The sequence below is a fragment of the Microvirga massiliensis genome (assembly GCF_001006805.1).
Taxonomy (GTDB): domain Bacteria; phylum Pseudomonadota; class Alphaproteobacteria; order Rhizobiales; family Beijerinckiaceae; genus Microvirga; species Microvirga massiliensis.
The window spans coordinates 77,714-82,548 of the sequence record NZ_LN811364.1; the positions used below are offsets into that span (position 1 = coordinate 77,714).

The following is a 4,835-nucleotide window of genomic DNA, read 5'->3' on the forward strand; positions in this document are numbered from 1 at the left end:
GACACACACCCGCGACCTGATCCATGCCTTCTACACGCATCGCACCCAGATCCATGGTGGCAAGAACGACTGGTTCGCTCTGTTTTCGGACGCCAAGGGCCTGACGATGGGCTATTACAGCGCCGCCGCGATGAAAGACACCAATCTGTGGAAACTGGCGCAGCGCTATACGCTGCTCGACAATTTCTTCATGGGCGCGCTGGGCGGATCGTTCTTCAACCACATGTGGCTGGTCTGCGCCTGTGCACCGGTATGGCCCGATCCTCCAAAGGGGCTGCGTTCGCAGATCGACGAGTCGGGCGCAGTCGTGAGCGAGCGCAAGGTGACGGCAGTTGGCGACGGGGACTACGCGGTCAACACCACTCAGTCGATCTTCCTCAACAACGGTCGCCAGGGCGGCGATTTGCTGCCCGCCCAGACGACCCCGACCATCGGCGACAGGCTGTCCGACAAGGGAGTCGAGTGGGCCTGGTATTCCGGAGGCTGGAACCTGGCGATCAAGCCGAACCGCACCGCAGATGAGGAGAAGCAGCTGACGGATCGCGCATTCCAGTGGCACCACCAGCCATTCGCCTATTTTGCCCGCTTCAACCCGACGACCGAGACCGGACGGAACGAACGCACCAAGCATCTCAGGGATGCGGTACAGCTTGAAGCCGACATCAGGTCAGCATCCCTGCCGCCGGTGGCCTTCTACAAGCCAGTTGGCGTACTCAATCAGCACCCGGGATATGCCAACCTGGTGGCGGCCGATGAAGAAGTCGGGCGCATCATCCAGCTGATGGACGAGAGCCCGATGAAGACCTCCTACGCAGTGATCATCACCTATGACGAGAACGGCGGCGCATTCGATCACGTGGCGCCCCCGCAGTCCGGGTCTGCAGGAGGGCGGGCCGACTTCTTTGGGCCGGGCTCGCGGGTTCCGGCCATTGTGGTCTCACCCTTTGCCGAGAAAGGCACGATCGACCATACGCAATATGAGACGACTTCGATCCTGAGGCTGATTAGCGAGAGACACCGCCTCGCCCCATTGCCGAGTGCCCGCTACGGCGCCGTGGAGAGCCTTGCCAGGGCCTTCGACTTCGGGGATTGAGCGCGGCCCGACTGGCGCTCTTATGGGCGGCTGCTCTCGGACGATCTGACGTGTCCCGCGCGATCCCGAAGAATGCCGGACGGCAGCATCAACAACAGCTGTTGTCCGCCGAGCACACCACCTACGTCTCCCGCTCTAAAACCCGCTTCACCTGAACCGCAGACCACCGCCCCCCGGGCCGCAGTAATCCCCCGCCGCGTCAACTCGGCGGCCCCCTGCCGCAGAGAGGCGCCGTCGGCCTGGATGCTCCGGATAACCGGCGCGAGATCGCCCGCTTGCTTGCCTGCCTTCTGCCTTCGCACGACAGCACTAGCTCGGTTGCCGAGGCCTCTGACGGCCGCAATGTTCCCTCGGTCGCCCCCGAGCTTCTTGGCGCGCCCTCGCCGCCAGAGCCGCCTTGGTCCGCTGTGAGATCATCGCCGCCTCGTGTTCCGCCACAGCTGCGAGGATGTGCACCGTCAGCCGGTTCGCCTGCGGAAATGGACGGCAACGAAATCAACACCGCTCTCCACCAGGTTCGACAGGAAGGCGACGTTGCAGGCGAGGCGATCGAGCTTCGCGATAATCAGGGTCGCGCTATGCAGGCGACAGTGTTTCAGGGCCTCCGCCAGCTTCGGCCGATCGTTGCGCTTGTCACTCTTGACCTCGTCCACGAGCTGCCAGGCGCCGCCGTTGAGGTAGGGCCGCACCGCCTCCTGCTGGGCTCCAGGCCGAGGCCGCTGCGGCCCTGCCGGTCGGTTGCAACCCGGTAGTAGGCGATGAACTTGCCCTGAGCCATTCGTTACATGTCCAGTAATATCCCCGTTGCTCGACATGTAACGGTCCAGCTTGGATTGGTTCAAGCAATATTTCCGGAAGTCCACATCAAGAGGATGGACAATGGGGAAAGAGCTGATGCTCCGCGAGATCACGGACGATCTTGTGCGCTAGGACACTGCCAGCACCAGCGGTCGCTCCTTCTCTTTGTCAGTGATCAGGGCAATACGCCGAGGCTATCTGATGCATCCCGGACTGGTTACGCTGGACAGCACCGCCACGCTGCGATCCGAGCATTTGGAGGCAGATATGGAGGACGAGACAGGCCGAGGTCGAGGCAGTGGCGTCAACATCTCGAGGAACGTTGGCTCGATCGGCGGTGACATTGGCGGCCAAAACAAGATCACCGGAGTCTCTTCTGCAGCCGCCTTGGTCAGGATCACTCTCAGTGCGGTCTGGGTGAGCGCCTTCCTCCTCCTATGGGCCGTCCGACCGGCCGCTGCGGATATCACGTCGTGGCTTCTTCGTGGAGTCGAGCATGCGGCGGTCAACAGCGCCGAGCACGCGGCGAGCAAGGCGGCTTCCTTTGCCGCGAAGGCATCGGAGTTCGCACGCGCTGCCGGGAAATCTTCAAAGTTTTCGATGCTCGATGTAGCCGGTGAAGACGCGATCAAGCTGGTCGGCAAGGATGGCGCCGTGTTGGCTCGAGCCAATCGCCAAGGACAGGAGCTGGATGGCTTGGCGCTCGCTGCCTTCGTCGGCCATTACATCCTCATTCCCGAGAAGTTGCTGGCCACGCACTTGGACGATCTGCGCCTCCTCGTGAAGCATCCAGGCGTTGAGATCAGCGTTTTTGCGGATGGGCGGGCTTGGCCTCTGCGCGCTCTGGACGTCAGCGGCAAGGAGGCTCTGGTCGTGTCCTCGAGCGCCAATGTTGCCATGACGGCAGAGGTGTTCGGTAAGAGGGCCGGCCTTCAGCGTCTATCCGCTGGTTCGCTGATCTCTCGCATGCAGGTCGTGCCCCTCATATCGCGGCAGGATGCCGTCGGCGCGAAGAGCTTCGGGAATGGCACATTTGGAGCGAGGCCGCCAGCCAGCCGCGAGGACGCTATCAAACTCATCGGCGGCGCCCGCGAGAAGCTCCTTGTCATCGTCGGCCACGTCGAGGAGCCCGACTTCGTTGTGCGCTCGCTAACCGGCAAAGAGGAGTATAGGATCCCAATTGACGAGATCTATACCCAAGCCAAGGAGGCACAGTCGGAGGTTCTGTTGCTCGGCTGCCGCGTCGCCTGCGTGTCGACTCGCACGGGCCCACTCGTGGACATCGCGGCCGAAGATGTGGTCGTCGCCCTGAGCGCTGTCGACCCTGAGAAAAGCGCCCTCTCACTTATTGAGACTCTCGCAAACAAGACTGGCCCCATGCTGATCCAGGACGATCACCGGGGTGGGTTCCTCCTCATCGACGAGGCCGCTTCTCGTAGTGCCAACGCAAAGTGGAATTACGGAAGCGTCTTCGCCCGGATGACGCTGCCCTACGTGAGTGGCACTGAGACCGGTACGGGAGCGAGCGCCCTTAGTGCGCCCCAAACCTTAGGTAGCACCATTGCCCAAGGCTTCCTAATAGTGACTGCGGCGCTGATTTTCCTGCCTCTCTCCGGCTGGGTTTTAGTGATCCTTTTCGGCATAGGACCGCGACGCGCCTGGCACATGCTGAAGGAATGGCGCGCGACAATCCTCGAATTGGATGACCCGACAAGCCCTATTGAAGGCGTCGCTATACCTATCTACGCGACTCTGGGTCCGTTGATGCTGGTGGCCCTCATCTTATCCCGCATCGGACTTCTTGGCATCGGTGGAGGCCTCTTCGTCGCGTGCATGCCCTCCGGCCTAGTGATGCTGCTTCTGCCAGCGTTTATGCACATGCGCCTGCGCCGCCTGTCTGCAAGAAAGGGGATTGGAATCAACCTCTCACTCGGGACTACGTATCTCACCGCAGGCGCGCCGCTCATTTTCTTGGCGGCTTTGACCAGTTGCGCCGTCAGCTACATCCTGCATCTGATCGGCTGGGAGGGTGTCCCGGACCTGTTCGACTTCGACCGGTTCGAAAGCAATCTGACAAGCGGCAAGTTCATGATTCCGACCGGGATTGGCATCGGCATTGTCAGTTCGGTCCACCTCGTGGCGCTGCTACGCTGGCCATTCCAGCTAATTTATGCGTCTGCGATGGCATCCAGCGTTCTTTTGGAGTGGCCGGCACGGCTCATGAAGTGGCTCGAACGGGGAGTTGAGAATGTCGTTGTCCGGCGATTCGCCTGACCCAGTGCCCGCGGGTCCTTGGTATGCCGCCTTCGACGCGCTACGAATTGCCCAGCCTGCGGCAGCCAATCGCCTCGCGAGAGCCTTTCCCAATTTCGACGAGGAGATCCGCGGACGCCGCAAGCTCGGTTCGGGTGCCACAGGTGATGTCGCTGATGTGTCCGTCCAGCGCGCCGAGCTTGGTCGTGCCGCGGTAGAGGCCGTCCTCGCGGGAGTGACCGCCTCACTGGACGAAGTGCTCGTTGTCGTCCGTAAGCGGGCCGCGGCGCTAGCGCGCATGCGCCTTACGTCGGCGATAGTCACGCTTCTAGGTACGTCCGGCGTGATCGCCGCAATTCCGATTAAGGTCGAAGCCGCGTTCGCGTCAGCCGCGATTGCGTTCATCTCTGCCGCGATCACGCTGGTGAGCGCATACCGCGAGGACGCTTCAGGCGGCGAGGGATCCGTGTCGCGGCTTCGGGAGGAGATGATGGCCCAGATCGGTGCTTTGGCCGAGGTCCGAGGCAAGCTTGCGTTGGGTCAACTACTGCAGCAGGATGACGAGTTGGTTGCAATCATGACCAGCCTTAACTCGATCGCGGAGAAAGTCCTCGTGGCCCGCGGGCGTCTTCAAATGCGCTTGGCCGACCCACTCGCTGCATCATGAGAAGTCACCTCGGCTGACGCCTAG

The 4,835-nt window shown here is 61.9% G+C and carries 6 protein-coding genes; 3 read left to right on the top strand and 3 right to left on the bottom strand.

What is annotated here, in order from left to right; all coding sequences use genetic code 11:
• Positions 1 to 1,093, top strand: a 1,093-nt coding sequence (locus BN1233_RS34025) for an alkaline phosphatase family protein (protein WP_052764055.1), incomplete at its 5' end; no start/stop codon positions are given.
• Positions 1,094 to 1,402: 309 nt separating this feature from the next.
• Here BN1233_RS34025 and BN1233_RS51355 read toward each other — a convergent pair.
• The 3 genes from BN1233_RS51355 to BN1233_RS50690 form a co-directional block, all read right to left on the bottom strand.
• Entirely contained in the window at positions 1,403 to 1,549 is a 147-nt protein-coding gene (locus BN1233_RS51355) for a recombinase family protein (protein WP_425311769.1), read from the bottom strand.
• Positions 1,550 to 1,551: 2 nt separating this feature from the next.
• Positions 1,552 to 1,782: a recombinase family protein gene (locus BN1233_RS50870; protein WP_342341686.1), complete on the bottom strand. Its 231-nt coding sequence runs from the start codon at positions 1,780 to 1,782 to the stop codon at positions 1,552 to 1,554.
• Positions 1,783 to 2,479: 697 nt separating this feature from the next.
• The gene (locus BN1233_RS50690; RefSeq protein WP_280139508.1) at positions 2,480 to 2,614 is read right to left on the bottom strand and encodes a hypothetical protein; all 135 of its coding nucleotides are present in this window, start codon (positions 2,612 to 2,614) and stop codon (positions 2,480 to 2,482) included.
• Between the two features lie 150 nt (positions 2,615 to 2,764).
• On the opposite strand from BN1233_RS50690, the gene BN1233_RS34035 reads away from it, so the two are divergent.
• Both BN1233_RS34035 and BN1233_RS34040 read left to right on the top strand, forming a co-directional pair.
• Complete coding sequence (locus tag BN1233_RS34035) at positions 2,765 to 4,165, top strand: hypothetical protein (protein WP_147707710.1); 1,401 nt, start codon at positions 2,765 to 2,767, stop codon at positions 4,163 to 4,165.
• Entirely contained in the window at positions 4,140 to 4,811 is a 672-nt protein-coding gene (locus BN1233_RS34040; protein WP_046868084.1) for a hypothetical protein, read from the top strand. The genes BN1233_RS34035 and BN1233_RS34040 overlap by 26 nt, the downstream gene beginning before the upstream one ends.
• Positions 4,812 to 4,835: the final 24 nt, after the last annotated feature.

Excerpts from the sequence above, each read along its gene's own strand:
- BN1233_RS50690 (WP_280139508.1), bottom strand. The coding sequence starts at position 2,614 with ATGGCCGACGAAGGCAGCGAGCGCCAAGCCATCCAGCTCCTGTCCTTG.
- BN1233_RS34040 (WP_046868084.1), top strand. The coding sequence starts at position 4,140 with ATGTCGTTGTCCGGCGATTCGCCTGACCCAGTGCCCGCGGGTCCTTGG.